The organism is Corallococcus interemptor (assembly GCF_003668875.1).
GTDB classification, from domain to species: domain Bacteria; phylum Myxococcota; class Myxococcia; order Myxococcales; family Myxococcaceae; genus Corallococcus; species Corallococcus interemptor.
In genome coordinates, this window is record NZ_RAWM01000010.1 from 53,156 (window position 1) to 77,371 (window position 24,216).

Here is a 24,216-nt window from a genome sequence, read left to right on the forward strand (position 1 = left end):
GCCGCCCATCCTCCCCGTTCGTCCCCTTCCGCGCCACCACGGGAGGCGTCACGCCCCGCGCGAACGCAGCAGGTAGAAGACGTAGCCGTAGCTGTCCCCGTGGCGGCGGTACAGGTTGATTTCCTGTTCCGCCGCCGCGATGACCTCGCGCAGCGCCGCGTCCGCCGTGGGGCGCAGCCGCTCGATGCGCTGGAGGAGCGGCGTGTAGTAGTCGTCCCACCACGCGGACGCGGGCAGCGTGAAGGTGTCCAGCACCGTGAAGCCCGCGGCCTCCGCGGTGGCGCGGTTCTGGGCGAGGTTGCCCATGGACGGATATCCGGAGGACCAGAAGCGCACGGCCTCCGGAGGACGGACGTCGGTGAGCCAGGTGCACTCGGTGACGGCCATCAAGCCCCCGGGCGCGAGCAGCGGCCGCCACTGGCGCAGGCCCTGCTCGAAGCCCACGACGTAGATGGCGCCTTCGGACCAGAGCAGGTCCACGGAGGCCGGCGGCAGCGACAGCGCGCTCATGTCCTCCTGGCGCGTGACGATGGCGTCCGCCAGTCCCTGCTCGCGGGCCTCGCGCTCCAGCCGGTCGAGATAGGGCCGGTGCAGGTCCACGGCGGTGACGCGCGTGCCCAGCTTCCGCGCGAGCACCAGCGACTGCCGTCCGGTGCCCGCGCCCAGGTCCAGCACGCGCGGCGAGGGCGGCAGCGGGGACAGGCGCCGCAGGGCCTCGCGGGTGCAGGCGTCGCTGCCGGGCCCCAGGCGGGGCAGCTCGTTGTAGAGGGTGAAGAAGGCGTTGACCGTCTGGCGCAGCTCGCCGGAGCTGCGCTTCACGTTGCCCTGGAGCAGCGGGACGCGCTTCCAGTGCTCCTCGATGCGCTGCTTGAAGAGCTCCGGCATGGGCAGGTCCGCGCGCAGCGTGGTCCACGTATCGAGCGCGACCTCCACGGCGCCCTTCACCACCGGGAGGACGTCCTCGTCGCCCAGGCCCAGCTTGCTCGCCAGCCGCTCGAAGCTCTGGAGCGACACGTCCTCGAAGCGCTTGGACTTCGCCAGGTTCAGCGCGAGCTGGTCCTGCGGCATGTACTGGATGGTGGAGACGAAGTCGTACGCGGGGGACAGCGTGGGGCGCGTGCCGTCCGGGTAGTAGAGCGACCAGTTCTTGTGGTGCGCGTCGCCGTTGCCGCACGCGATGATGAACACCAGCCGCCGCAGGAACTCCTGGAGCGCGTCCAGCCCCGAGACCTTCAGCAGCACGTTGGCGATGGTCTCGTAGTTGTACTTCTTGTACTTCTCATCGGAGTACAGCCCCAGCACCTGCGCCAGGTCCTCCATGTGCACGCGGCGGCCGGGGGACGGCCGGTCGAAGCGGCGGATGGCGTACGCCATGTCCTCGCGCAGGGTGATGCCCTCCGGGAGTCCGTGCAGGTCCGCGACCGGGAGCAATTGAAGCTCCGGCACGTCGATGCCGGTGGCGCGCGCCCACGTCATCACGGACAGCTCGTTCTCCGGGACGCGGTCGTAGCGGTTGTCCGGGAGCTTGACGATCCAGTCACCGCCCAGGCCGCCCATGGGCAGCGTCATGCCCCGGTCGCGCCGGAGCATGGAGAACTTGAGCTGCACGCCCGCGAGCGAGAAGCGCAGCGGCTCTCCGTCCGACACGGGTTCAGCGGGGACGTCCACGAGCGGGGCGTCGTGGCCGGCGAGCTCGCCCGCGGGGCGGACGATGACGGCGCCGGAGAGGTCCGCGCCCAGGTGGGCGATGAAGAAGAACTCGCGCTGCCGGGCGATGTGCTGACGCTCGGAGATGAGGTCTCGCAGCGGGCCTTCGGGCAGCAGGTTGGAGAAGAACGGCGGCAGCCGCATGCGGCTGGTGTGGCGGCGCGACAGGTCGTCCTCGAAGAACTGTCCCAGCACGGGGCGCGGGTAGCGCTGGCGGTAGTCCTCGGAGAGGCTGAACTCGATGCGCTCGTCCGCGAGCAGCGTGAGCGTGCCGACGTGCACGTCACCAATGAGGACGTCGAGGATGCCGGTGGTGGACACGGGCAGCGTGGGTTCCATGTCAGTCCTCATCGTCGTCGATGATCATCGACTGGAGCGAAGGCCGGTCCGAGTCGTCCCAGCGCGTGCGGGCCTCCATGAACTGGCGCAGCACGGGCTCCAGCACCGCCTGGCGCAGGGAGAGGAAGCCGAACCCGTCCGTGCGCCTCAGTGCGTCCACGGCCTGCGAGGTGAGCCCGTGGCTGTGGAGGATCTCCTCCGCCAGCGGCGGCTGGGCTCCGAGCACCTGGAAGAACGGGCGTCCCGGCACCGGGGGGTGGAAGAGGAAGCCGAAGGTCCCCTCCACCACGCGTCGGACCATGCGGCGGTCCACGATTCCAGGCATGAACCATCGCATGTCCCCAGGGGGGAGGATGGGATGGAAGCCCTCGCCCGGCTGCTCCAGCAACTCGGCGGGGTCCAGCACCGCGCCTGTCAGCAGGTGGCGCGGTTGGAGGGACAGCATCGCGATGCGCAGGACCAGCGGGATGCCCACGGGGGCATTGGGGATGACGGGCATCCCCGTCTCCATCCACCAGCGGATGAGCGGCGGTGGCACCTGCCCCAACAGCGCCTGGATGGAGCGCTCCTCGTCGGAGCGGATGGCGGCGAAGACCTGAAGGGCCTCCGGCGGCTTGAGCTCCCAGCCGCCGAAGACGATGTGGCGCCAGAACCAGCGGGACAACAGCTCGCGCGAACGCGGTGACGGTTCAGGGTGCAGCTGGAAGAACCGGGTCAGCAGGACCAGCGAGTTCTCCGGAGCGGGCAGGAGCTTGAGGTGCGGGATGAACGCATCGCGCTTGAGGAACACGATGGCGTCCCGGAGCGCCCGGTCCGTGCGGCGGACGGTCTCCGTGAGCTCGTCGTCCTGGCTGAGCTGTTCCTGATAGCCCCGGGTGAAGTCCAGCCCGCGCACGGCCAGCACGGCGCGCAGCAGCAGCGGCTCCGGGATGCCGCCGAAGCCCAGCTCCCGCAGCCCTTCCGTCACCGACTCCAGGCTGAGCGAGCGCGAGCCCACGTACAGCGCGTTGAATACCTCTTCATCCGTGAGCGGCCGGCCTGCGGTGTTGAGACGCTTGAAGATGATGCGCAGGACCTTCTCGTCCTCCGTGTCCACGACGTACGCGGGCACCTGGTACTCGCGGATGGCCTTGCCCAGGCGGATGGCGGCGCGCAGGTGCTCCGGGTGCGCCTCGCGGCCCGGGTAGCGGTTGAGCCAGTGGAGCAGCGACTCGCTGTCCAGCACCTCGTTCATGGGCAGCCAGTGCGGAGGAGGCGCACCCGTCGCGGGAGGCGCATGCAGCTCCTCCGTCTCCAGGTCGAAATACAGATGGAAGTCATCGCGTCCGGCCTCGTCGCCATAGGACGGATGCAGCAGCACGCCCGCGAGCGCCGTCACGCGCTGCTGTCCATCCACGGCCCACAGACCCTGACTCGTGGAGGGCGCGTCGATGCGCACGGGGCCGAAGCTGACGTTGGCGGCAGGAGCCTCCCGGCGCCAGAACAACAAAGTCCCGATGGGATAGCCCCGGTACACGCTGTCCAGCAGGTCGCGCACGTCCTCGGCGGTCCACCGCAGCGGGCGCTGGAAGTCGGGGATGCGCACCTCGCCGCGCCGCACGCGGTCGAGCAGGTCCTCGATGCTGAACGACTTCGTCTCCGGGCGCCGCGTCAGGGGAGCGGGCATCGCGAGCCTCCTCCCCGTGGTCTGTAACCCGAAGCCCGGCAACCCGCCACCTACACGGAGGCGGCCCGTCGCTTCGGCAGCAGCACCACCAACCCCAGCGCCACCAACCCCGTCACGGCGGACAGCACGCGGCCCCCCTGCCCCACCGCGTTGACGTCCAGTTGCAGGTCCAGCAGCGCGTTCGCCAGGTTCCATCCCCAGTGCAGCCCCACGGCGCCCCACAGCGAGCCCGTGCGAGCCACCGCCGCCGCATACGCCAGGCCCGTGCAGAACAACATCAGCCACTCCAGTGGACCATTGCCCAACCGGTACACGTGCGTGAGCACGAACACGCCCGCGGACAGGACCACGTAGCCCGCGCCCTGCCCCGCCACCGGCCACGCCCGGTACCAGAAGCCCCGCGCGACGATGTCCTCCGCCACCGACGGCACGAACGTGGACACCGCCGCGCCCAGCACCGCCACCAGCAGCGCCGTCCCCATCTGGGGATTCGTCAAAGGCTGCACGCGCATCCAACCCAATGCCACACCGGCCAGCACGGACACCGGCTTGAGCACCAGCATCAGCGCCAATGCCCGCGCGAGCGCGGAGCCACGCCACTCCAACGCATACGCATGGAAGCCATTGCGATAGCCCAGCCACCGCCCCACGCCCCAGGCCACCGCGTGGAAGAGGATCATCAGCACCGCCGTCACCGCGAAGCTCCCCAACAGCCGCCCGCCAATGCCCTCCGGCGCTTCGTAGCAGGCGTACAGCACGGCGAACGCGAGCGCGCAGTGCAGCGCGACACGCGGGGGCGACAACTCTGAAGGCGCGGGGCTCATGACGGAATTCCGTCTTAGCGCGGGAAACGTCACGACCGCACAGCCAACCTCCGCGAGTCCCTCCGTAATGCACCGCGAGTCATTGCGACTCCCACGAGGGGGAATCACCCATGCGCATCACCCATCACGCCCGGCTCTTCCGGGCGCTCACGGCCGTGGCCTGCCTTGGCCCCGCCTGCCGTCCGGAAGACGCCGCTGAACCCACCACCCCGCCCGCGCCACAATCACCCGCCTTCTCCGGAGTCCGCTCCGCGTGGGTCCGCATTGGCCCCAAGGCCGAGCCCCGTGAAGTGAAGTACCAGGCCGTCAACGGCCTGGCCCTCTTCGAGGGCGACATCATCCTGGGCACCGTGGAGGACGTGGAGCGCGAGTCCCCCAAGGTCAAGGCCCAGGCCGCCAACCACGTCTCCGCGGAGAGCATCCAGATCTCCGGCAGTAGCAAGCGCTGGCCCAACGGCGTCGTCCCGTACGTCCACGTCTACGGGTCGCTGGATGACAACTACGTCATCAACGACGCCATCCGGCACTGGCAGCGCAAGACGGGCCTTCGCTTCGTGCCCCTCTCCGCCTCCACGCCCACCTCCGTGGACCACGTCTACTTCGTGAAGGGACAGGGTTGCTATTCGCACGTGGGGCGCAAGGGCGGCCGGCAGTTCATCACGCTGGAGGGCGCATGCGGGCTGTCGGGCGTCATCCACGAACTGGGTCACGCCATCGGCTTCTGGCACGAGCAGAGCCGCGAGGACCGCGACACCTACGTGGAAATCCTCTGGGACAACATCGAGGACGGCAAAGAGCACAACTTCGAGCAGCACATCAGCGACAGCGACGACTTCGGGCCGTATGACTTCGCGTCCGTCATGCACTACCACAGCACGGCGTTCGGCAAGCCCGACCCCGTGACCGGTGACCCCATGGAGACCATCCGCTCCCTGGGCGGCGAGACCCTCGCCGGCTATGAGCTGAGCGCGGGCGACGTCGCCTCCGCCGCGTCCATGTACCCGGGCGAGACGAAGGGCAACTTCGAGGAGATCACCTCCACCGGCTACGTGAAGGGCTGGACCTTCGACACCGCGTCGCCGGAGGTCTCCACGGACGTGCACTACTACATCGACGGGCCCTCGGGCTCCGGCGCGTACGGCGGCTCCGCGCTCGCGAACGTCGCGCGCCCGGACGTCAACACCGCGCATGACGGCATCGCGGGCGACCACGGGTTCTACTTCCCCGTGCCCGCGTACTTCCGCGACGGCCAGAACCACACGATGCACGTCTACGGCATCGACGTGCAGGGCATCCACAACCCGCTGCTCGCGGGCTCGCCGCGCACGTTCAACCTGCCGGGCGCCTTCGGCACGCTGGAGAACATCTCCTATGACGGCACGGTGACGGGCTGGGCGCTGGACCTGGACTCGCCGACGACCTCCATCACGGTCTCCTACTCCATCGACGGCAACCCGGCGTCCGTGACGACCGTGGTGGCGAACCTCAACCGCGCCGACGTGAGGTACACCTATCCCATGACGACCGGCAAGGTCGGCTTCTCCTTCCGCATCCCGGACCTCTACGTGGACGGCCAGGAGCACACGCTGCGCGTCTTCGCGTTGGATCTGCAAGGCCGTCACAGCCCGCTGCTCGTCAACGCCCCCAAGACGTTCCGGCTGACCATGCCCTCCGTCTACAAGGCGGGCGTCTTCGCGGGCCCGGGCAGCGCGGATCAGCTCATCGCCATCGACGGGTCGGGCTATGGCCCGCGCGTGCTGGTCTCCGGCTACGTCAACGCCAATGCCTTCCCCCACTTCCACTACCAGGAGTCCTGGACCGCCTCCCCCCTGCTCAACAGCTGGCACAACCCCAGCGACATCAAGCTGACGGGTGACTTCCGAGGCCTGGGCTACGACCAGATGCTCTTCATCAACACCGACGGCTACGCCGGCCGGGTGATGATCACCGACTACCGCGACGGCGCCGTCCCCGCGGAGGTGCGCTACCTGGAGTCCTGGGGGCAGAGCCCGCTGCTCGACGGCTGGCACGACCCGGAGGACCTGCAGCTCGCGGGTGACTTCCTCAACCGGGGGCATGATCAGGTGCTGTTCTTCAACCGCTCCGGCACGGGCGGCCGCGTGATGATCACCGACTTCAGCGACGGCGCCGCCCCCTCGGAGGCCGGCTACCACGAGGCCTGGGGCGCGCCGAACTCCTTCGAGGACTGCTCCGAGCCGGACGACCGGTTCTACGTGGGCGACTTCCAGAACCGGGGCTACGACCAGGTGCTCTGCCTCAACCGCTCCGGCACGGGCGCGCGGGTGAAGATCCTCGACTTCAGCGCGGGCGTGGGCCCCGCCCAGGTACGCTACGTGGAGGCCTCTGGCGCCTTCACGGTGCTGGACGGGCTGATGGACGCGGACGACAACCAGGTGGCGGGAGACTTCCGCGGCCTGGGCTACGACCAACTCCTGCTGGTGAACAACGGCACCACCGGCACGGCCATGCTCATCGCGGACTTCTTCGACGGCGTCGCGCCCGCCGAGGTCCGCTACAGCGAAGCGCAGGGCGTGAGCTACTACCCCACACTGCTGGCCAACCGGATGCTCGTGGGTGACTTCCGCGGCCTGGGCCACGACCAGGTGCTCTACGGCTCCTGGGGCGACCCCACCTACTACACCACCATCCTGGACTTCTCCGACGGCGTCGCCCCGCCGGAGCGGCTCTTCCAGAAGGTGGAGCTGAACTGAAGCCGCTGACGCGGTGACACCGGCGGAGCCTCTTTCCTGGACCTCAGGGCAGCGGCTCCGTGCGGTGCTTGCGCGCGGGGTTCTCAAGGCCCACGCGGTACCAGCGGTAGCCGTAGCCCTCCAGCGTGAGCACGTGGCGCCCGCCGTCCGCGGGCTTGGAGTGGTCCTCGCTGAGCACGTTGAAGAGCGTGCACGGCTCCTCGCCGCCGACGTCCAGCTTCACCGTGCAGGGCCGTGACGACAGGTTGTGCAGCACCACCATGGCGTTGCCCTTCCATTCGTACCGGATGGCCAGCACGCCCTTGTTGCCCGTGCGCAGCACCTTCCACGCGCCCCAGCCCAGCTCCGGGCACTCCTTGCGCGCGCGGATGATGCGCTCCGTCCAGTTGAGCTGCGAGCCCGGGTCGCGGCGCTGCTGCGCCACGTTCACCTGCCGGAAGCCGAACGGCCCCTCCGCCACCAGGGGCTTCACGGGGGTTTCCGCCAGCGTGAAGCCGCCGTGCGGCTCCGGGCTCCACTGCATGGGCGTGCGCACGGCCTGCCGCTCCACCAGCGCCAGGTTCTCTCCCATGCCCAGCTCGTCGCCGTACCAGAGCACCGGCGTCCCCGGCAGGGAGAACATCAGGCTGTACGCCAGCTCGATGCGGCGGCGGTCCCCGTCCAGCATGGACGCGAGCCGGCGGCGCAAGCCCCGGTCATACAGCTGCATGCCCTTGTCCGGCCCCAGCGCCTGGAACACCTCCAGCCGGTCCTTGTCCGACAGGCGCCCCAGGTCCAGCTCGTCGTGGTTGCGCAGGAAGTTCGCCCACTGCGCCGTGTGCGGCAGCTTGGGTGCTGACTTCAGCGCCTGCACCAGCGGCGTCACGTCCCCACGCGTGAGCGCCAGGTAGAAGTTCTGGTTCGCCAGGAAGTTGAAGACCAGCTGCATGCGGTCGTTGTCGCCGAAGAACTCCATCACCTCGTCCATGGTGACGTTCGCTTCGGCGAGCAGGATGGCGTCACCCTTGCGCCACGACAGGAACTCGCGCATCTCCTCCAGGAGCTTGTAGGGGTTCTTCACGTCCGGGTTCTTCAAGCCCTTCAGTTCAACGAGGAAGGGCACCGCGTCCACGCGGAAGCCGGACACGCCCAGCTCCAGCCAGAACCCCATGACCTTGAGGATCTGCTCGCGCACCTCCGGGTTCGCGACGTTGAGGTCGGGCTGGTAGTGGAAGAAGCGGTGGAAGTACCAGAGGCGCGCCTCCTTGTCGTACGTCCACGTGGAGGGCTGCACGCCCGGGAAGACCATGCCCTTGTTGGCGTCCTTGGGCTTCTTCTTCGCCCACACGTAGTAGTCGCGGTAGGGGCTGTCCGGGTCCTTGCGCGCCGCCTGGAACCACGGGTGCTGATCCGACGTGTGGTTCACCACCAGGTCGATGATGACGCGGATGCCGTGCAGCTTCGCCTCGTGGGTGAAGGCCACGAAGTCGCCCAGGTCCCCCAGCCGTGGATCCACGCCGTAGTAGTCGCTGATGTCGTAGCCGTTGTCGCGGTTGGGCGTGGGCTGGAAGGGCAAGAGCCACAGGCAGGTGATGCCCAGGCCCGCCAGGTAGTCCAGCTTGCGCTTGAGGCCCTTGAAGTCCCCCACGCCGTCGCCGTTGCCGTCCATGAACGTCTCGACGTCGAGACAGTAGACGACCGCGTTCTTGTACCAGAGGTCCTCGATCATCCCTTCCGTTTAGCCCTCCCCTCGCGGCAGTGGCCGTCCGGATGGGACCGTCGTGCGGAACCCCACACCTGGGGGCCGGCGGACTTCGTTCAGCCAACACTCGCGTGAAGACGGGCCTCGCCGTGGGAGCGCTGCCGCTCCAGGGTGGCGCCCGCATGCCCCTCATCGGATTCCACGCGTCGCACGAACAGTTTCCCCCCAGCGAGCTCCTGCGCCTCTGTCAGAAGGCGGAGCGCGCGGGCTTCCAGGCCGCGCTCAACTCGGATCACTTCCACCCGTGGACGGAGGCGCAGGGACAGAGCGGCTTCGCCTGGGCGTTCATGGGCGCGGCGCTCGCGAGCACCGGGCTGTCCTTCGGCTCGGTCACCGCGCCGGGCCAGCGCTACCACCCGGCCATCGTCGCGCAGGCGCTGGCCACCCTGAACGAGATGTATCCCGGCCGGGCGTGGATGGCGCTCGGCAGCGGCCAGTACCTCAATGAGGCCATCACCGGTACGGGCTGGCCCGCCAAGGACCTGCGCAACGCGCGCCTGAAGGAGTGCGTGGACATCCTGCGCGCCCTCTTCCGGGGCGAGACGGTGACGCACCGGGGGCTCGTCACCGTGGAGGAGGCGAAGCTCTACACGCGCCCCAAGGACATGCCGCTGCTCATCGGCGCCGCCGTCTCGCCGAAGACGGCGGAGTGGGTGGGGAGCTGGGCGGACGGGCTCATCACCACCGCGAGGCCCCCGGAGGAGCTGCGTCCGGTGGTGGAGTCCTTCCGGAAGGGCGGCGGCGAAGGCAAGCCCATGTTCCTCAAGGTGCAGCTGTCCTACGCGTCCGACGACGAACTGGCGCGCGAGGGCGCGTACAACCAGTGGGCGTCCAACATCTTCGCCAACAGCGTCCTCACCGACCTGCGCGCGCCCGCGCAGTTCCAGGAGGCCGCGAGCGTGGTGCAGCCGCACGACCTGGACGGCCCGCTGCGCGTCTCCAGCAGCCTCCAGCAGCACGTGGACTGGCTGGGAGAGGACCTGCGCCTGGGCTTCGACCGGCTGTACCTGCACAACGTCAACCGCGACCAGGACGGGTTCATCGAAGCGTTTGGCGCGAAGGTGCTTCCCGCGCTCGCGCGCTGAGGACGGCTGGGTATGCTCGGGCGCATGCCCAGCGACGTCCTGTCCCGTCAGGCCCTCAACCGCGCCACGCTCGCGCGCCAGCTGCTGCTCACGCGCGAGAAGATGACGGTGCCGAAAGCCATCGAGCACCTGGTGGGGCTCCAGGCCCAGCTCGCGCGCCCGCCGTACCTGGCCCTGTGGTCGCGACTCCAGGGCTTCCAGCGCGACGCGCTGACGAAGCTTGCGCTCAAGCGCGAGCTGGCGCGCGGCACGATGATGCGCGGCACGCTGCACCTGATGACCACGAAGGACTACCTGCGCTTCCGTGGCCTCTTCCAGCCGCTGCTCGACGCGGCCATGCGCTCCGTGCTGAAGGAGCGCGCCACGGCGTTGGACTTGCCCGCGCTGCTGGCCACCGCGAGGCCCTTCCTCCAGGAGAAGCCCCGAACCTTCGAGGAGGTGCGTGAGCACCTGCTGAAGCACCACGTGGGCGGCGACGAGCGGGCCATGGGCTTCGCCGCGCGGATGATGCTGCCGCTCGTCCAGGTCCCCGAGGAGGGGCTGGAGTGGGGCTGGCCGGGCAACGCCGGCTTCACGCTGGCGGAGTCGTGGTTGGGAGAGAAGCTGTCCACGGACGACGACGCGTCACCGCTGGTGCTGCGCTACCTGGCCGCCTTCGGTCCCGCCACGGTGGCGGACATGCAGTCCTGGTCCGGCATCAAGCCGCTGAAGGATGCCTTCGAGAAGGTGCGAGGCAAGCTGGTGGAGTTCCGGGACGAGAAGAAGCGCGTCCTCTTCGATTTGCCCAAGGCCCCGCGCCCGGCCGAGGACACGCCCGCGCCGGTGCGCTTCCTGCCGGACTTCGACAACCTCATCCTCTCCCACGCGGACCGCACCCGCGTCGTGCCGGAGGAGCACCGCGAGAAGCTGTCCACGAAGAACCTGCGCGTGCTCAACGTGTTCCTGGTGGACGGGCACGTCGCGGGTTCATGGAGCGCGGAGCGCAAGAAGGGCGCCGTGACGATGACGTGCAAGCCCTTCGAGCCGGTGAAGAAGGCGGACAAGGATGCGCTGGTGCAGGAGGGAGAGGAACTGCTGCGCTTCAGCGACCCGGACGCCGCGAAGGTGGCGGTGACGTTCGCGACTTAATTGCGCCGAGGAACACCTCGACTCCTGACATGGCCCCGTCGGCCTGGCCGAGTTGTCGGACCTGGAGGTTATGACCGGGCTCCGCACGCCAGACCGGAGTGCCGCCAGGAGGCGTGAGGAATGGGTAACCGCTGGTGGTCGGTGCTGTGGCTATGGCTCCTGCCCGTGCAAGGGAGGGCCAATGCGTCGTCCGACTCCGAGCCCGCACAGCCAACGCGCTCGTGGTCTTCCCTGGTACGGCTGGAGGCGGCGACGCTCGCGCTCCTCCCGCGCTTGAACAGCGATGAGGCCGAGGGCTTCGTCCAGTTGGAGCCCACACTCATCCTGGATGGCGGACCGGAGCTCGGGCTCAATCTGGGTGCGCCTGTCCGACTGCGTGGACGGGGCGGCGCGGACGGGGCGGGCCGCGTGCGACGTGAGGACTGGGACAGCCTCTCGGACTGGGGCCAGCTCGTGCGCGGCTTCAAGCTGGGCTCGGATGAAACTCCCGTGGGCGTGTGGTTCGGCGCCCTGGAGGACTACAGCCTGCTGTCGGCGCATCTGGTGCGCCGCTACTCCAACCGGACGAATCCGGACTACCACCCGGCGGGCGGATTTCTCACGGGCACCGTGGGGCCGCTCTACACGGAAGCCTTCGCCTCGGATGTGCTGGGCGCTCGGTTGATGGGGGCGGAAGTCGCGCTGGACGTGGGGCGCGTTCTCTTCGGGGGCATCGGCCCGCCGGGGCGCTACACGATAGCTGTCTCCGCAGTGCATGACTGGGGACGTGCCGGAGGGCATGCGCCGTCCGTGACGCTGGCGCACCTGGACGGGACCGCGGTGGTGTTCAGACAGCCGGGCCTGGAAGCGCACCTGCTGGCGGGCTGGGGAGGCCGGCCGCATGTCGGAGGTGCCTGGGGCGCGGTGTTGGGCGTGGGGGCGGATGCGGTGGCACCGGCGTGGGATCTGTCGGTGCGCCTCGAAGCGCGCAGGCAGCATGGTGGATTCCGGCAAGGCTTCTTCGGCCCGGATTACGAGTTGGCGCGATTCCAGGCAGTGGGCTCAGACGGTGTGCCACTGGCTTCCTCTCGCTTCCCAGACGGGTACTCGCTCCAGGCGGAGGCGCGGGTGGGCTGGGATGCCGTGGGCTATCGCGGGCTGCAACGGCACCTGACGGCGTCGCTGAGCGTGGAGGCCTTCTCCTGGGGACGCCTGGATGCTGACGGGCGTGTGGCGGTGCAGTTCCTGGAACGCAGCCTGGAGCTGGCGGTGAAGGGCCTGTGCGTGGGCCTGGGCCAACCCGATGCGCGCTACCTGGGCGCGGTGGATGCGCGCTGGCGAATCGCCGCAGGGAAGCTCTACGCGGTGGTCACGGGCGGCACGCTGCTGTTCCCGGAAGAGGACGGGACGCTGAGCCCGGGCGCTTTCGCATCAGTGGGCCTGGGGGTGGACAATGCGCGCTGACGTCCTGCTGGGGTGTGTGGCCCTCCTCTTCACCGGCTGCGTCTCGTTGAATCCCGGTCCTGGAAGGACGCTGAGCTACACGTCCCGAAAGGAAGCGCCACCGCTGTACCGCCGCAAGGTCGTCCGCGAAGCGGTGACGGGGGCGAGTCCCGTTCGTGCAGTGGCCATGGCGAACGCCACCCACTCCAACGGCGTGCAACCGGATGCCTGGGAGCAGTTACTGACGAACGCGGGGCTGGAAGCGAGAGACGAACGCACCCTGGGGGGCGCGCTGACGCCCACGCAAGCAGCGCGACTGATGGGAGTGCTTCTGGGCAAGCCCGTCACCTTGAGCACGCTCCCACCTCGCATGGCCGCGGGATTCATGCTGCGCGAGGTGATGGAGGGAGGCGAAGTCACGCGGAAGGAGCTGTTGCGGCGGGTGGAGCGCTTCTTCCAGGAGCAGATCGCGGTACTGCGACCCGACGGCTATCTGGCGTGGGCACTCACCGGGCGTACCCAGCAGAAGGTGGCCCCCATCGAGTGGAAGGACGGCGCCTTCCGCGCGAATGGCTTCGAACTGGGCCGCTTCTATAGCGGCAAGGGCGGCGTCTTCCGGGCCGTGGACTCGCAGCTCGGTGCCTCGGATTGGCGGCCGCTGGCCGAGGTGTACGACGACGCGGACGTCATCAGTCGCACCCTGGACGGAGCCGAGGACGCCTTCGTGGAGCTGTACCACGCGCTGGGACAGTTGCTCTCGCGTCCCGTGGACAGCATCGCAAGCCTGAGCAACCTGCCAGCGGGAGTGGCGGCGCTCATCGCTTCATCGCCCGCGTACTGGGAGCGCTTCCAGTCCATGACCCGTGGCGAGCAGATCCGCGAAGTGTCCCGGCTGACGACGGGCCTGCTCATCACCGGGGGAGCGGCCTCGGCCACGGCGCGGACGCTGAAGGGAATGGCGGTAGGCGCGGAAGCCTCGGTGCCGGTGCTCTCGCTATCGGCGGAGGGCGCGCTGGCGTTGGAGCGCGTCTCGATGCCAGTAGGACGCGCGGCGGCGGCACTGGGAGCCGGCCCCGGGGCGGCCATCGTCCTCCAGCGAGCAAACGCGGCTGGCGGTGGCGCGGCTCCGTCCAAGGGGCCCGGGCAGTGGGCACCCACCAAGGAGGCGATGTCTCAGCGTGCCCGAGCCTACCAGGAGCAGATCACCGGACACACGGCGGATGAGGCGTATTGGGTCGGCGGCACGAGTACGAAGGCCGGAGGCGTCAAGTTCGATGGGCTCAGGGATGACGTGCTCCTGGACGCCAAGGGCCCCGGCTACGCGGCGTTCTTCAATGACGACCTCTCACCCAAGGACTGGTTCAGGCTTTCGGGCAAGGCCGAGGAACTCGCGAGCCAAGGGGTTCGGCAGGTCGAAGCGGTCCGTGGGATGGGGATGCGAATTGAATGGCATGTCGCCGAGAAGCATGCGGCAGACTCCATCCGGAAGTTGCTGGAGGGCAACAACGTTACGGAGATCATCGTCATCCCTACTCCGGTGCACCCTTGAGAGATACACCTCATGACGACCCTCGCTGATTCCAGGACCGCTCCAGAGACCTACTACGCAGGTGCCTACTGGGGTCCGCGACGCGAGTCGCCCGAGGCGTGTGCCCAGCGTGCGGCGGCCTTTTTCAACCTGCTGGCCGCAGGCGATCCCCTGCTGGCGAACTGGAACAAGATCCCCAAGCCGCGCGGGAAGGGACGCAAGACGCCTCTCATGCCTCCCGACCTGCCCACCCTGACGGAAGCGTTCCGGCGTGGCGTCAACCGCGAGCCCGGCGGACCTGCCTTCGAGCAATTGGGGCTGACGGTCAGCGCATACAACGACGGTCCTCCCAATGAGAGGGTGTTCGTGAACATGACTTGCGGGAGCTACACGCAGAACAGCTCCGCGAACGTGTGCGTCCTATCAATCCCATCGAAAGGGGAGAGCGCGGAGCGAATGCTCACGGCCTCCATGCTGACAGGCGTGACGCGCAGCATGGCGCTGGCCTGGGAACCCGACTGGGCGGTGGCCATGTCCGAAACGTATCGGGAGCTGGACGGCAGGCAAGGCAAGGACGATCCGTGGCTCGGCTGGGTGACATACCTTCCCAGTCACCGGGGCACGGTGCCGCCACTGCCCTCTCCCGTGCGCATCGAGCCGGTGGAGGACAGGGGCACGCTGATCATCCTCACCCCCGAGCGTTTCACCGTGGCGAACCCCGAGCACATCGCGCTGGCGCGGCGGGTGCGCGAACTACTGGCCCAGGCAGGGCTCATGCGAAGAGCTGAAGCAGGTCCTCGCGGGTGATGGCGGCAGCGCCTCCGGCTTCGCTGAGCGCGGCTTCGAACAGGGCCCGCTTCTTCTCCTGGAGGCCCAAAATCTTCTCCTCCACCGTGCCCTGGGACACCAGCCGGTAGACCATCACCGGCCGCTCCTGTCCGATGCGGTGCGCGCGGTCCGCGGCCTGCGCTTCCACCGCCGGGTTCCACCACGGGTCCATCAGGAACACGTGGTCCGCCGCCGTCAGGTTCAGGCCCGTGCCTCCGGCCTTCAGCGACATCAGCAACACCGGCGCGCCGTCCTGGCCCTGGAAACGCGACGTCACCTCGCCCCGGTTCGCCGTCGCTCCGTCCAGCCGCTCGAAGCCGATGCCCGCTCCCTTGAGCCCCGGCTCGATGAGGTCCAACAGCGACGTCCACTGCGAGAAGACCAGCGCCTTGTGGCCCTCCGACACCGCCGTCTCCAGCGCGTCCACCAGCGTCTGCACCTTGGAGGACGTCTTCGCCACCTGCCCCGGCACCAGCGCGGAATGACACGCCGCCTGCCGCAGCCGGAGCAATGCCTCCAGCGCCTTCAGCACGCTGCCGCCCTCGTTGAGCAGCGCCACCACCTCCGCGCGCGTCGCGGCCATCACCGCGTCGTAGACGGAGCGCTCGCGCTCATCCAGCTGCACGTGCATCACGGAGTCCGTGCGCGGCGGCAGCTCCGGCGCCACGTCCCGCTTGAGGCGCCGCAGGATGAACGGGCGGATGCGGCGGCGCAGCCCCTCCGCCGCTCCCGGCTTGCCGTCCGCGATGGGCTGCGCCGTCTTCTCCTCGAACTGACGGCGGCCTCCCAGCAGGCCCGGGTTGGTGAAGTGCATCAGGCTCCAGAGCTCGTCCAGGCGGTTCTCCAGCGGCGTGCCGCTGAGCGCGAGCCGCAGGTTCGCCTTGAGCCCGAAGGCCGCGCGCGACACCTGGCTCTCCGGGTTCTTGATGGCCTGCGCCTCGTCCAGCACCACCGCCTCCCACGTGGGCGCGCCCAGCACCGCCGCGTCCAGGCGCAGCAGCGCATACGTGGTCAGCGTGATGTCCGCCGAGGGGTCCAGCTTGCGGCCGGGGCCGTGGTACACGCAGACCTTCAACGACGGCCGGAAGCGCTGCAGCTCCGCCACCCAGTTGGGCAGCACGCTCGTGGGGCACACCACCAGCGACTTCGGCCCCAGGATGCAGATGGTCTGGAGCGTCTTTCCCAGACCCATGTCGTCCGCGAGGATGCCGCCCAGCCCCGCGCCCTTGAGGAACGACAGCCAGCTCACGCCCTGCTGCTGATACGCGCGCAGCGTGGCGTTGAGCTCCGCGGGCAGCACCGGCGGCGGCAGCTTCTCGAAGCCCTCCACCAGCGGGGCCAGCCTGTCCAACCCCGGAGGCGGCGGCTGATCCAACGACTCGCACAGCTGGGTCAGCTCCGGCAGCGCGTGGTTCGCCACGCGTCCGTCCGCCTGGCGCGCGGCCAGCAGGTCCGCGACGCGCTGCCCGTTCTTGTCCAGCCACGCGCGCGGCAGCGGCGCCCAGCCACCGCCCTCCAGCGGCACCAGCCCCAGCCCCTCCGTCCACGCCCGCACCACCGCGGCCGCGTCCACCGTGCGCGCGCCGCCCTTGCCGCCCTCCACCTCGAACTCCAGCGTGAAGCGCACCTCCGGCACGCCCGCGCCGGACGCGCCGCCCTCCACGCGCAGGGACGGCTTGAGCCGCATGTCCGGGCTGACGATGCCCGCCGCGTCGCCGCCCAGGTCGCCCCGGAACTTCCGCAGCTTGTCCGCGAAGCGCATCATCTCCGGGCCCTGCACCGTGAGCCGGCGGCCGGGCACCAGGTTCAGCTCGTCACGCAGCTGGTGCAGCAGCTTCTGCTCCGCGGCCTCGTCGCGCAGCGGCACCGCGCCGCGCAGGTACACCATGCGCCCGTTGTCGATGCGCACCGCCGGCGGCGCGCCGTACACCAGCGTGGGCAGCACCGACAGGCCCTGGGTGAGCTGGTTCAGCTCCAGCAGGATGCGCGGCTTCAGGTCGCGGTCCAGCGGCGGCAGGCGGCGGCTCTTCATGTCCACCGGCATGCGCCGCGCCAGCTCCGGCAATATCTTCGCGGACAGCTCGCCCAGCTGCTCCGGCGAATACGTGCGCACCAGCGGCAGGTGCTGGAGCCACGCGCCCGTCATCGCCGTCTCGCCCAGGCGCACCAGGGACTCCGCCGTCAGCGCGACGCCGGGGCTCACCACCTCCGTGATGCGCGGGTCGCGGGTAATCGTGATGACCCACTGCTGGCCCTTGTCCTCCACCCTCGCGCGCGGGGGCAGCACCTCGCCGGACACCGCCACCGGGCGTCCGTCCAGCAGCACGTTGCGCGCGGGCTCCAGGGCGCGCAGCAGCGCGTCCAGCTTCTCCGCCAGGAGCGGCCCCCGGGTGCGCCGCTCCAGCAGGCGCTCCATCACCAGGTCCACCTGCTCCACCTGCAGCGTGACGCCGGCCTGCGGCTTCGCCAGGCGCCCGGTGAGGTCCTCCAGCGGCTCCTCCGTGCCGTCCGCGTGCGCGAGGACGCGGTGCAACTGCAGCCCGCCCTCCACGCGCGTGAAGCGGTACACCACGCGCGACCAGCGCTCCGACACCGCCTCCAGCGGCGCGTCCTGCTTCTCCGCCTTGTCCAGGGAGATGGCCGCCGCGACGACGTGCTCGCACGGGTCCACCGGGCTGGGGCAGTCACACTCCCACGCCTCGTCGCCCGGATAGAGGACGACGGTGAAGGCCACGGCCCGGCCCGCCACCTTCACGCGCAGCTCGACCTCGGAGGCCGAGCGCGACTGGAGCGCCACCGCCCCGTCACGCGCGAGGCTGACGCCCTTGGACCAGAGGCCCGGCTTGGCTTCTTTCCGGACGGCTTCGAGGAGCTGGGTGTTCTCGGACATGGCAGGCGGCTTCCCTACGCCCCGCCACGCCCTTGCGCAACGTCGGATGCGTCCCGGCTGATGGCCAGGCTACTCGTCGGCGCTACTCGTCATCGTACGACGGCTCGAAGAGGTAGGTGAGCTTCACCAGGAACTCCCGGCTGAACACGGGCAGGGGCGCGTGGCCGCCGTTGTAGGGCTGGGCCACCCGGAAGTCGCTGCCCAGGATGTTGTAGACGCCCGCGCCAATCTCCAGGCCCTTCGTCCCCACGTTCTCCGCGCGTACGAAGAGGTTGAGCAGGAGCCGGGGCTGAAGCGTCTGGACCTCCGACACACCCTCCTCGTCCGGTGCCCCCACGGCGAAGCGCTGGCCCACCAGCACGGCGGTGGGGCTGACGGACAGCCACGGCAGCACCTTCGCCGTGCCCGTCAGCGTGACCTTGTGCGTGGGCAGGCCGGTGAAGGCCTGGGGCTGCCCGGGCACCAGGTAGTCCTCCACGTCGTTGCGGCCGCCCGGCCGGTAGAACGAATAGCCCGCCTGCGCGCGGCCCCACGTCCCGCGCACGCGGTAGTCCAGCTCGATGCCCCGGCTGCCCAGGCGGCCCAGGTTGCGGTACGCCTCCGACGCCGTCACCGGGTCGTACGAATAGATGATGGGGTCCGTCACGCCCACGTCGAACGCGTTGGCGCTCAACGTCTGGCCCTCGCCCAGGCGCAGGCTGGCCTCCAGCTCGTACACCGTGGTGCGCTCCGGCCGGACGTCGTCTCCCAGGGAGATGTTCTCGATGCCCGGCGCGCGGAAGGCGCGGCTGTAGAGGGCCTTGCCGCTCACCGGCCCGAAGGACTTGAGCAACACCAGGCGCGGCACGAACGAGCTGCCAAAGGCGCTGTGGTCCTCGAAGCGCGCGCCCGCCACCACCGTGGCGATGGGGTTGTCCGAGTACACCTCCATGAAGGCCGCGACGTTGCGGTAGGAGACGACGTCCTCGTCCCCGTTGAAGGGCTCCTGCAGACCGATGCCCGCGGGCCCCCGCAGCTGGCCCTGGTCGAACGCCAGGTCCACGCCGCCCGTGAGCTGGAGGAAGTCGAACGCCGCCCAGCGCGCCAGGGCCCGGCCCCGGATGCGCCGGTAGCGCTTGTCGTAGAAGAACTCCGAGTCCTCGTCCGAGTCCCGGTACGACTCGCCCAGCGTGAGGTTCAGCCGGGGGATGATCTCAATCCGGTCCGTGGGCCGGAAGCGGTCGCTGAGCTCGGCATGGAACGACTCGAAGTCGGTGCTCGCGGGCGCGGGCAGCACCTCGTCCACGGAGACCACCGACGTGGTGTCCTGGCGCTGGTACAGGATGGAGAGCTGGAGGTCGCGGTAGCCCACGCCGGCCTGCACCACCGTGGGGTCCATCGCCGACGCGCCGTTCATGCTCGCGGAGTCGCCGTAGAAGTCGTCGAACACGGCGTCGCTGCGCTGCCCCTGTCCCAGCGACGCGGACGCGAACGCGCTCAGGCCCGGCACGCTTTCAAAGACCTTGCGGCCCGACAGCGTGAGGCTGCGGCGGCCCAGGCCGTCCGTCAGCTGCCCGTAGGTGCCTACCACCAGCGCGTCCGTGCTGCCCTGGATGCCCCGCGTGATGACGTTGATGACGGCCAGCTCCGCGTTGCCGCCGTAGATGACGGAGCCGGGGCCGCGCACCACCTCGATGCGCTCAATCAGCTCCACCGGGAACTCGTGCCCCAGCTGCATCGTGGAGTAGAGCTGTTCGTTGATCTCCTTGCCGTCGATGATGAGCAGCACCTTGCCTTCCTGGCCCCACAGGCCCCGGAAGCCCGGCCCCACCGTGCCCTGCACGTCCACGCCGAAGAAGAAGCCGGGCACGTTCAGCAGTACGTCCATCAGGTCGCGCGCACCGGAGGCCTTGATTTCATCCGCGGTGATGGCCGTCACCACCGCCGGAGAGTCGTGCAGCCTGGTGATGGCGAACGACGCCACCTGGCTGTGCACCTCCGGCTCGTCCTCCAGCTGGGCCTCGCGCTGCTCCTGGGCGGAGGGCGTCTCCGGCGGTCCGGGGTCCAGCGTGGGCTCCTGCGCCGTCTGCGCGAAGCCAGTGCCCGCGCCCATCAGCGCAAGCCATACACACACACGACGCCCGTGCCTGGTGAAGCCCATACGCAACAACCTTCTCGAAGATGGAAACGCGGGAGCGCCGTCCCGGGGGGAGACAGCCTCCGCGTGAAAAACACTGTACTGGGTTCAGCGCGGTCCGAAAGTTCTGGGATTGCGCGCACTGCGTCGAATGCGGGCGTCAGCCTTGTCTCACTTCACGCGCACGCTCTTGCTGCGGCCCGGCTCCACCTCCACCGTCATCCGGCGCTTCACCTCGCCGTTGACGCGGACCTCCACGCGCGCGGGCCCGGAGGGCAGGGCCTGCGCGGAGATGGGCGGGAAGCCATACGGCCGGCCGTTGATCCACACCTCGCCGTAGAGCCCTGGCGACGTCACCTCCAGGTCGCCCCGCTGCGCCACGGCGGCCTTCGCCACGGAGGGCTCCGGCGGGGTCGTGGGCTCCTCGGTTCGCGGAGCCGCGGCGGGCACCACGCTGGTCGCCGGGGGCGAGGCTGGGACGGCGGCCACCACGGCCGGCTTCTGCGCGGCCGGCGTCAGCTCCGCGCTGAGGTCGCGGTTGAGCGAGCGCACGGCGTCCGCGTCCACGTCCACCGTCTCCTCGTACAGCCGGCGCTCACCCTGCGCGAGCACCACGCGGTGCGTGCCCGCGGACACCGGCAGCCGCGCCGGCGTCAGGTCCAGGGCCTTGCCATCCACCATCACCACCAGGCCCGGCGGCGTGGACGTCACCAGCAACAGGCCGCCCCTCGCCTCCTCCTGCGGAGCGGCCTGCGCGGCCTGCTGCTCGCGGGCGGCCCGCGCGGCGGCGAGCTTCGCGGCGCGCGTGCGGGGCGGCGTGCGGGAGGGCACAGGCTCACGCGCCGGAGCGGTCTGCGGGCCGCGGCCCTGGTCGCGCGAGCGCAGGTCCATGGCGATGCCCAACAGCCGCGTCAGGTCGCTGTCCTTGTCGTCCGGACGCAGCTTGAGCGCTTCGGTGAACTGCTCGACCGCGCGCGAGTAGTCGCGGTCCTCCAGCGCGGCCAGGCCCGACGCGCGCAGCGCCCGCGCGAGCCCCGCGTTCGCGTCCTCCGACGCAGGGGGCGCGGCCGGAGGCGGAGCGACAGAAGGGGTGGGCGCGGCCGGCCGCGTGGCGACGGGGGCGGGCTCGGGCTGCGCGGCCCTGCGCGAGCGGACCAGGAGGTACGCCCCGGCGTTCACGGCCACGGTGCCCAGCAGGATGACGGCGACCCAGGTCTTCTGATTCTTCACGTTCGGATTCCCACTTCCCACGACGACACGGTGCGCCCGCCCTTCACGCGATGAACAGCCAGAACACCGCGCTGCCCACCAGCGCGACGCCCGCCGCGGCCGCCAGCGCCCAGGGGAACGCCTGGGCCACCGGCTCCGGCGGAGGAATGACGCCCGTGGTGGAGCCGGTCCCGGTGCTCCGGGGCAGCAGGCCGGTGGGCACCAGCGCGCTGGGCTCGCGGAGCTCCACCGCGTGCTCCGGCAACACGAACGCTGACGCGCTGGAGACGCCAGTGGGCGTGCGCGTGGAGCCCATCCCGGAAGCCTCCACCGACGCCCCCGGCGACGAGCCCGGCATGGACCCCGGCACCGACAGCGCCGTGGACACGCGGCCGGTGGAGTCCGGAGGAAACAGCGTGGCCATCAGCGACGCCAGCTCGCGGCCGCCGGACGTCCAGTGCTGCGCCGTGCGGTAGCGCTCCAGGTCGTCGTGCAGCTCGCGCGCGGTCTGGTAGCGCTGCGCGGGGTCCTTGGCCAGGCACCTGAGCAGGATGCGCTCCAGCTCCGGCGGGAAGCCCGGCGCCACGTGCGACGGCGGCGGCACGTCCCCCGCCGACGCGGCCATGATGGTGGCCTCCATCGAATCGCGCTTGAACAGCCGGCGCCCCGTGGAGGCTTCGTAGAGCACGATGCCCAGCGAATACAGGTCCGAGCGGTGATCCAGCTCCCGGTTGGTGATCTGCTCCGGGGACATGTACGCGTACTTGCCCTTCACCACCCCGGCCACCGTGCGCTCCAGGTTCACGGAGCTCTTCACGATGCCGAAGTCCGCCAGCTTCACGATGCCGTCGCGGGACACCAGCACGTTGCCCGGCGTGATGTCCCGGTGCACCAGCTTCAGCGGCGTCCCGTCCGACAGCGTCTTCGCGTGCGCGTACGTGAGCGCGTCCGACATGGCCAGGCCCACGTCCACCGTCACCCGGGGCCCCAGCGGGATGTTCGCCGCCGCCGCGTGCCGCATGATGCGATCCAACGACTGGCCCTGGATCCACTCCATCGCCAGGTAGTACTGGCCGTCGATCTTCCCGAAGTCGAAGACCTGCACGATGTTCGGGTGCGTCAAGAGCGCCGCCACCTTCGCCTCGTCCGCGAACATCCGCGCGAAGGGCTCCAGGTTCGCGTACTCCGGCAGGATGCGCTTGATGACGCACGCCTTGGAGAAGCCGTCCGGCCCGTCGATGGTCGCCAGGAACAGGTGCGCCATGCCGCCCGTGGCCAGCCGCTGCACCATGCGGTACTTCCCGAACAGGATGTCCACTCCGGGTGCGGCCGGTGGAGGTGTCACGGTATCAACCCTGTCCAAATTGTACTCCCAGGACGGAACTCGCAATTCCCGGAAGATACCGATGCCGAGACCTCCCCACAAGTTTCGCACAACGTGTCAACTTGTTTTACGGGGAATACACTTTAACAACGTGATGGATCGCTGACACACGGGGCGTCCGGCATATCCTCCGGGTCCTCCGCGCATGGCGACCCTTCCCTCCGACGCCCCGTCCCCGCTGGCCGCTCCCCGTCCGCTGTCCGCCCGGGACATCCGCACCCTCGGGCTGGCGGCGCTGGGAGGCGCGCTGGAGTTCTATGACTTCATCATCTTCGTGTTCTTCACGTCGGTGATGGGGAAGCTGTTCTTCCCTCCGGAGACGGCGGACTGGCTGCGGCAGCTGCAGACGTTCGGCCTGTTCGCGGCGGGCTACCTGGCGCGGCCTTTGGGCGGCATCGTGATGGCGCACTTCGGGGACCGGACCGGGCGCAAGCGGATGTTCACGTTGAGCGTCTTCCTGATGTCCGTGCCCACGCTGTGCATGGGCCTCTTGCCCACGTTCGCCACGGCCGGATACGCGGCGCCGCTCCTCTTGCTCACGCTGCGGCTCTTGCAGGGCGCGGCGGTGGGCGGCGAGGTACCGGGCGCGTGGGTGTTCGTCTCCGAGCACGTGCCGGAGCGCCGCGTGGGGCTGGCGTGCGGGACGCTCACCTCCGGGCTCACGCTGGGCATCCTCCTGGGTTCGCTCGTCGCCACCGCGGTCAACACCGCCTTCACGCCGGAGCAGGTGCTGGCGTACGGCTGGCGCGCGCCCTTCGTGGTGGGCGGCGTGTTCGGCTTCCTCGCCGTGTTCCTGCGCCGCTGGCTGGAGGAGACGCCCGTCTTCGAGGAGATGCGCCAGCGAAAGGCGCTGGTTCGCGAATTGCCGCTCAAGGCCGCGCTGAAGGGCCATGCGCCCGCCGTCATCGTGTCCATGTTGTTCACCTGGGTGCTCACCGCGGGCATCGTGGTGGTCATCCTGATGACGCCCACGCTGATGCAACAACTGCACGCCATCCCGCCCGCGAAGGCGCTGGCGGCCAACAGCGTGGCCACGCTCACGCTCACCGTGGGCTGCATCTGCTTCGGGTTGCTGGCGGACCGGCTGGGGCCCACGCGGGCCATGGCCGTGGGCTCTGGGATGCTGCTCGTCGCCGCGCAGCTGTTCTACCGGGGTGTGGCGGCCGCGCCGGAGCACCTGGTGCCGCTCTACGCGGGCGTGGGGTTCTGCGTGGGCGTGGCCGGCGTGGTGCCCGCGGTGATGGTGCAGGCCTTCCCCCCCGCGGTGCGCTTCTCCGGCCTGTCGTTCTCCTACAACGTGGCGTACGCGCTGTTTGGCGGCCTCACGCCGCTCGCCGTCACGCTTGCCCTCAAGGAGAGCCCGCTGGCGCCCGCGCACTACGTCTCCGCCGTCTGCGCGGTCGGGCTCGGGGTGTCGTTGCTGCTCTTCCGGGGCTTCAGCGCCCGCTCCCTGGACGAACATCCAACCCCGTCGCGCTGACGCCCGGTGGGCCGCCCGCCAGGCGGCCGGCGGTGTTGACCTGTCGGCGGCGCACGCGGGGAGCGGCGTCATGGCGCTGGCCGGCCCCGGGGCGGTCGGCTATGCCAGCAGCAAAGCGGAGGGCGCATTGGACATGC

The 24,216-nt window shown here is 69.8% G+C and carries 15 protein-coding genes; 7 read left to right on the plus strand and 8 right to left on the minus strand.

From position 1 onward, the window contains the following. Nucleotides 1–48: 48 nt before the first annotated feature. Genes D7X96_RS40770 through D7X96_RS05955 form a run of 3 tightly spaced genes read right to left on the minus strand, consistent with a single transcriptional unit; the run spans nucleotide 49 to nucleotide 4,536 of the window. The gene (locus tag D7X96_RS40770; protein ID WP_244219461.1) at nucleotides 49–2,046 is read right to left on the minus strand and encodes a HipA domain-containing protein; all 1,998 of its coding nucleotides are present in this window, start codon (nucleotides 2,044–2,046) and stop codon (nucleotides 49–51) included. A gap of 1 nt (nucleotide 2,047) precedes the next feature. Next, nucleotides 2,048–3,712 carry a DUF262 domain-containing protein gene (locus tag D7X96_RS05950; RefSeq protein WP_120551179.1) on the minus strand — a complete coding sequence of 555 codons (1,665 nt, stop codon included), beginning with the start codon at nucleotides 3,710–3,712 and terminating at the stop codon, nucleotides 2,048–2,050. A gap of 50 nt (nucleotides 3,713–3,762) precedes the next feature. Beyond that, nucleotides 3,763–4,536, minus strand: a complete 774-nt coding sequence (locus D7X96_RS05955; protein ID WP_121769215.1) for a CPBP family intramembrane glutamic endopeptidase — start codon at nucleotides 4,534–4,536, stop codon at nucleotides 3,763–3,765. A gap of 110 nt (nucleotides 4,537–4,646) precedes the next feature. Here D7X96_RS05955 and D7X96_RS05960 point away from each other — a divergent pair, with 110 nt between their 5' ends. Then, a complete protein-coding gene (locus D7X96_RS05960; RefSeq protein ID WP_121769216.1) occupies nucleotides 4,647–7,268 on the plus strand; it encodes a M12 family metallopeptidase in 2,622 nt (873 codons plus the stop codon). Between the two features lie 43 nt (nucleotides 7,269–7,311). On the opposite strand, the gene D7X96_RS05965 is transcribed toward D7X96_RS05960, so the two are convergent. Next, nucleotides 7,312–8,976, minus strand: coding sequence for an alpha-amylase family protein (locus tag D7X96_RS05965; protein WP_121769217.1), 1,665 nt, complete (start codon nucleotides 8,974–8,976; stop codon nucleotides 7,312–7,314). Between the two features lie 155 nt (nucleotides 8,977–9,131). Between D7X96_RS05965 and D7X96_RS05970 the strand changes: the two genes are divergently transcribed. The 5 genes from D7X96_RS05970 to D7X96_RS40785 all read left to right on the plus strand — a co-directional run bounded on the left by D7X96_RS05970 (nucleotide 9,132) and on the right by D7X96_RS40785 (nucleotide 14,979). After that, the gene (locus D7X96_RS05970; RefSeq protein ID WP_120551191.1) at nucleotides 9,132–10,094 is read left to right on the plus strand and encodes a TIGR03885 family FMN-dependent LLM class oxidoreductase; all 963 of its coding nucleotides are present in this window, start codon (nucleotides 9,132–9,134) and stop codon (nucleotides 10,092–10,094) included. Between the two features lie 24 nt (nucleotides 10,095–10,118). Continuing rightward, nucleotides 10,119–11,222 carry a winged helix DNA-binding domain-containing protein gene (locus D7X96_RS05975; protein WP_120551192.1) on the plus strand — a complete coding sequence of 368 codons (1,104 nt, stop codon included), beginning with the start codon at nucleotides 10,119–10,121 and terminating at the stop codon, nucleotides 11,220–11,222. A 120-nt stretch (nucleotides 11,223–11,342) separates the two neighbouring features. Then, a complete protein-coding gene (locus tag D7X96_RS05980; protein WP_121769218.1) occupies nucleotides 11,343–12,665 on the plus strand; it encodes a hypothetical protein in 1,323 nt (440 codons plus the stop codon). Continuing rightward, complete coding sequence (locus D7X96_RS41400; protein ID WP_120551184.1) at nucleotides 12,655–14,193, plus strand: Tox-REase-5 domain-containing protein; 1,539 nt, start codon at nucleotides 12,655–12,657, stop codon at nucleotides 14,191–14,193. The genes D7X96_RS05980 and D7X96_RS41400 overlap by 11 nt, the downstream gene beginning before the upstream one ends. Nucleotides 14,194–14,205: 12 nt before the next feature. Further along, on the plus strand, nucleotides 14,206–14,979 hold the full coding sequence (locus tag D7X96_RS40785) for an immunity 52 family protein (protein WP_244219462.1): 774 nt from the start codon (nucleotides 14,206–14,208) through the stop codon (nucleotides 14,977–14,979). Here the strand turns inward: D7X96_RS40785 and D7X96_RS05995 are convergent. The 4 genes from D7X96_RS05995 to D7X96_RS06010 all read right to left on the minus strand — a co-directional run bounded on the left by D7X96_RS05995 (nucleotide 14,945) and on the right by D7X96_RS06010 (nucleotide 22,560). Next, nucleotides 14,945–17,890: a DEAD/DEAH box helicase gene (locus D7X96_RS05995; protein ID WP_121769219.1), complete on the minus strand. Its 2,946-nt coding sequence runs from the start codon at nucleotides 17,888–17,890 to the stop codon at nucleotides 14,945–14,947. The genes D7X96_RS40785 and D7X96_RS05995 overlap by 35 nt on opposite strands. Nucleotides 17,891–17,972: 82 nt before the next feature. Beyond that, nucleotides 17,973–19,982, minus strand: a complete 2,010-nt coding sequence (locus tag D7X96_RS06000) for a TonB-dependent receptor plug domain-containing protein (protein WP_244219463.1) — start codon at nucleotides 19,980–19,982, stop codon at nucleotides 17,973–17,975. 195 nt (nucleotides 19,983–20,177) lie between these two features. Continuing rightward, nucleotides 20,178–21,236: a PEGA domain-containing protein gene (locus D7X96_RS06005; RefSeq protein WP_121769221.1), complete on the minus strand. Its 1,059-nt coding sequence runs from the start codon at nucleotides 21,234–21,236 to the stop codon at nucleotides 20,178–20,180. A gap of 43 nt (nucleotides 21,237–21,279) precedes the next feature. After that, nucleotides 21,280–22,560, minus strand: coding sequence for a serine/threonine protein kinase (locus tag D7X96_RS06010; protein ID WP_233610236.1), 1,281 nt, complete (start codon nucleotides 22,558–22,560; stop codon nucleotides 21,280–21,282). A gap of 184 nt (nucleotides 22,561–22,744) precedes the next feature. Between D7X96_RS06010 and D7X96_RS06015 the strand changes: the two genes are divergently transcribed. Beyond that, nucleotides 22,745–24,079 carry an MFS transporter gene (locus D7X96_RS06015; RefSeq protein ID WP_121769222.1) on the plus strand — a complete coding sequence of 445 codons (1,335 nt, stop codon included), beginning with the start codon at nucleotides 22,745–22,747 and terminating at the stop codon, nucleotides 24,077–24,079. The last annotated feature ends 137 nt before the right edge of the window (nucleotides 24,080–24,216 follow it).

Coding starts and splice junctions, on each gene's coding strand:
- D7X96_RS05980 (WP_121769218.1), top strand. CDS start 11,343: ATGGGTAACCGCTGGTGGTCGGTGCTGTGGCTATGGCTCCTGCCCGTG.
- D7X96_RS06000 (WP_244219463.1), bottom strand. CDS start 19,982: ATGGGCGCGGGCACTGGCTTCGCGCAGACGGCGCAGGAGCCCACGCTG.
- D7X96_RS05960 (WP_121769216.1), top strand. CDS start 4,647: ATGCGCATCACCCATCACGCCCGGCTCTTCCGGGCGCTCACGGCCGTG.
- D7X96_RS05955 (WP_121769215.1), bottom strand. CDS start 4,536: ATGAGCCCCGCGCCTTCAGAGTTGTCGCCCCCGCGTGTCGCGCTGCAC.
- D7X96_RS05970 (WP_120551191.1), top strand. CDS start 9,132: ATGCCCCTCATCGGATTCCACGCGTCGCACGAACAGTTTCCCCCCAGC.
- D7X96_RS05965 (WP_121769217.1), bottom strand. CDS start 8,976: ATGATCGAGGACCTCTGGTACAAGAACGCGGTCGTCTACTGTCTCGAC.
- D7X96_RS06015 (WP_121769222.1), top strand. CDS start 22,745: ATGGCGACCCTTCCCTCCGACGCCCCGTCCCCGCTGGCCGCTCCCCGT.
- D7X96_RS40785 (WP_244219462.1), top strand. CDS start 14,206: ATGACGACCCTCGCTGATTCCAGGACCGCTCCAGAGACCTACTACGCA.
- D7X96_RS05975 (WP_120551192.1), top strand. CDS start 10,119: ATGCCCAGCGACGTCCTGTCCCGTCAGGCCCTCAACCGCGCCACGCTC.
- D7X96_RS05995 (WP_121769219.1), bottom strand. CDS start 17,890: ATGTCCGAGAACACCCAGCTCCTCGAAGCCGTCCGGAAAGAAGCCAAG.
- D7X96_RS41400 (WP_120551184.1), top strand. CDS start 12,655: ATGCGCGCTGACGTCCTGCTGGGGTGTGTGGCCCTCCTCTTCACCGGC.
- D7X96_RS05950 (WP_120551179.1), bottom strand. CDS start 3,712: ATGCCCGCTCCCCTGACGCGGCGCCCGGAGACGAAGTCGTTCAGCATC.
- D7X96_RS40770 (WP_244219461.1), bottom strand. CDS start 2,046: ATGGAACCCACGCTGCCCGTGTCCACCACCGGCATCCTCGACGTCCTC.